General features: G+C 64.8%; 3 protein-coding genes. All 3 read left to right on the forward strand.

The features are described 5' to 3' along the window. The first annotated feature begins 334 nt into the window (after nucleotides 1–334). The 3 genes from ACOVRJ_RS21360 to ACOVRJ_RS21370 are packed head-to-tail and all read left to right on the forward strand — an operon-like array spanning nucleotide 335 to nucleotide 1709. Nucleotides 335–673 carry an NIPSNAP family protein gene (locus ACOVRJ_RS21360; RefSeq protein WP_422045836.1) on the forward strand — a complete coding sequence of 113 codons (339 nt, stop codon included), beginning with the start codon at nucleotides 335–337 and terminating at the stop codon, nucleotides 671–673. Continuing rightward, complete coding sequence (locus ACOVRJ_RS21365) at nucleotides 670–1014, forward strand: antibiotic biosynthesis monooxygenase family protein (RefSeq protein ID WP_422045837.1); 345 nt, start codon at nucleotides 670–672, stop codon at nucleotides 1012–1014. The genes ACOVRJ_RS21360 and ACOVRJ_RS21365 overlap by 4 nt, the downstream gene beginning before the upstream one ends. Nucleotides 1015–1019: 5 nt before the next feature. Further along, entirely contained in the window at nucleotides 1020–1709 is a 690-nt protein-coding gene (locus ACOVRJ_RS21370; RefSeq protein ID WP_422045838.1) for an ArsR/SmtB family transcription factor, read from the forward strand. Nucleotides 1710–1875: the final 166 nt, after the last annotated feature.

A 1875-nucleotide genomic window follows, 5' to 3' on the forward strand; every position in this document is an offset into this window, starting at 1 on the left:
TCGATGCACGGTGTGCGCCGCGTAGCGGTCATCGGCCCTGCGCCGATCCGCCAAATGAGGTGACCGCTCTTGTGCCTGCAGCCGACATTGATCGCGCCGAGGCCTGTCGAGGCTGATCGAACGACCGCTGTCGCTGTCGGTGACCTGGAGGTTTCGACCCAAAGGCGCCAGCCGCAGGCATCGGAAGCTGACCCTGGCGTCGTCAGACCCCGACCAACGACAGCCCGCGCGCCTCGGGACCCGGGGCTCAACACACTTCGGCCTCGACCGAAGCATCCCACGCATCATCTGCTGCACAGTTGCACTCCAATCCATCCGACCATGAGCGCACACGATGACCATCACCTGCTTCATCCGCTATCAGATTGACCCCTTCCAGCGCGACGCCTTCAAGGGCTACGCCGAAGCCTGGGGCCGCATCATTCCGCGCTGCGGTGGCGAACTTATCGGCTACTTCCTGCCGCACGAGGGCAGCAACGATGTGGCCTGGGGTCTGATCGGTTTCGACGACATGGCGGCCTACGAGCGCTACCGCGCAACGCTCAAGAGCGACGCCGAGGGGCGGGCCAACTTTGAGCGCGCTCAGTCCGAGCGCTTCATTCTTCGCGAGGAGCGTACTTGGCTCGAGGATGTGAGTACGACACGCAACGTCGCGCGGCAGGTGACGCCGTGATTGCGGTCATCTTTGAAGTGGATCCGCATCCCGGTGCAGCGCCGCGCTACTTCGAACTCGCGGCTGCGCTTAAAGCCGATCTGGAGTCCATCGACGGCTTCATCTCGGTAGAGCGGTTCGAGAGCCTTGCACGACCGGGACGATACTTGTCTCTGAGTTTCTGGCGCGATGAAGCTGCAGTGCGCAGCTGGCGCTGCCACGGAATGCATCGCCAGGCTCAGCAGGAAGGCCGCAGCGATGTGCTCGCGGGCTACCGACTACGGGTCGCCACGGTAGTGCGCGACTACGGGATGCTTGCGCGCGACCAGGCACCGTCGGACTCGCAAAGCGCGCTAATCTGACATCCATGAGTACGCCCCACGAACCTCGCCTGGCCAGAGTGGCCGCCATCGTGGCCGACCCGGCGCGCTCTCGCATGCTGGCCTACCTGCTGTCAGGCGAATACGCCAGCGCGAGCGAACTGGCAAAGACCGCATCGGTGACTCCGGCTACCGCAAGTGGGCACCTGGGCCAGTTGCTGGATGCTCGATTCGTTGTCTGCGAGCCCAGGGGCCGTCACCGGTATTACCGGCTGGCTGATGCCGAGGTGGCGCATGCTCTGGAGGCCCTGGCGCTGATCGCGGAGCGCGATGTACACGACCGCGCGTGGGCCCATCCTGAGCGCAAACGCCTGCGCTTTGCGCGATGCTGCTACGGGCACTTGGCGGGGCAACTGGCGGTTACGGTGTTCGATGCACTTCAGCGCGAAGAACGCCTGACATCGGCGACCGACGGCTATGAACTGACCGAAGCTGGAATACAGTGGCTCCAAGGTCTGGGGATGAATCCGGGTTCGCCGAGTGGACGGCGCCGATTCGCGTACCGCTGCCTGGATTGGTCAGAACGCCGCGATCACCTCGCTGGCCAATTGGCCGACGAGATCTACCAGCACTTCACCAAGGCAGGATGGCTGCGCCGCGCTGCCGGTCGCGCCGTGGAAGTCACCGACAGTGGCGAGCAGGAACTGCTGCCTCGCTTGAGCGCCGACGCCACCTGAGACCGTGGTGATCGCCACGATGGTTCGGCGATGCAGGGACTCGCCGGTGCCCTCGGATCAGTCTCGCGACTCGGCGGTCCGCTTTGTGGCGTCGCATCGACCGTCGCCAATTGGCCGAGTCCGTGAGTTCGCGGCTGCTCCCGAGAGCTGACACTCAGCAGGGCGC

The sequence above is a fragment of the Roseateles sp. genome (assembly GCF_049240545.1).
GTDB lineage: Bacteria > Pseudomonadota > Gammaproteobacteria > Burkholderiales > Burkholderiaceae_C > Paucibacter_A.

Excerpts from the sequence above, each read along its gene's own strand:
- ACOVRJ_RS21370 (WP_422045838.1), top strand. The coding sequence starts at position 1,020 with ATGAGTACGCCCCACGAACCTCGCCTGGCCAGAGTGGCCGCCATCGTG.
- ACOVRJ_RS21360 (WP_422045836.1), top strand. The coding sequence starts at position 335 with ATGACCATCACCTGCTTCATCCGCTATCAGATTGACCCCTTCCAGCGC.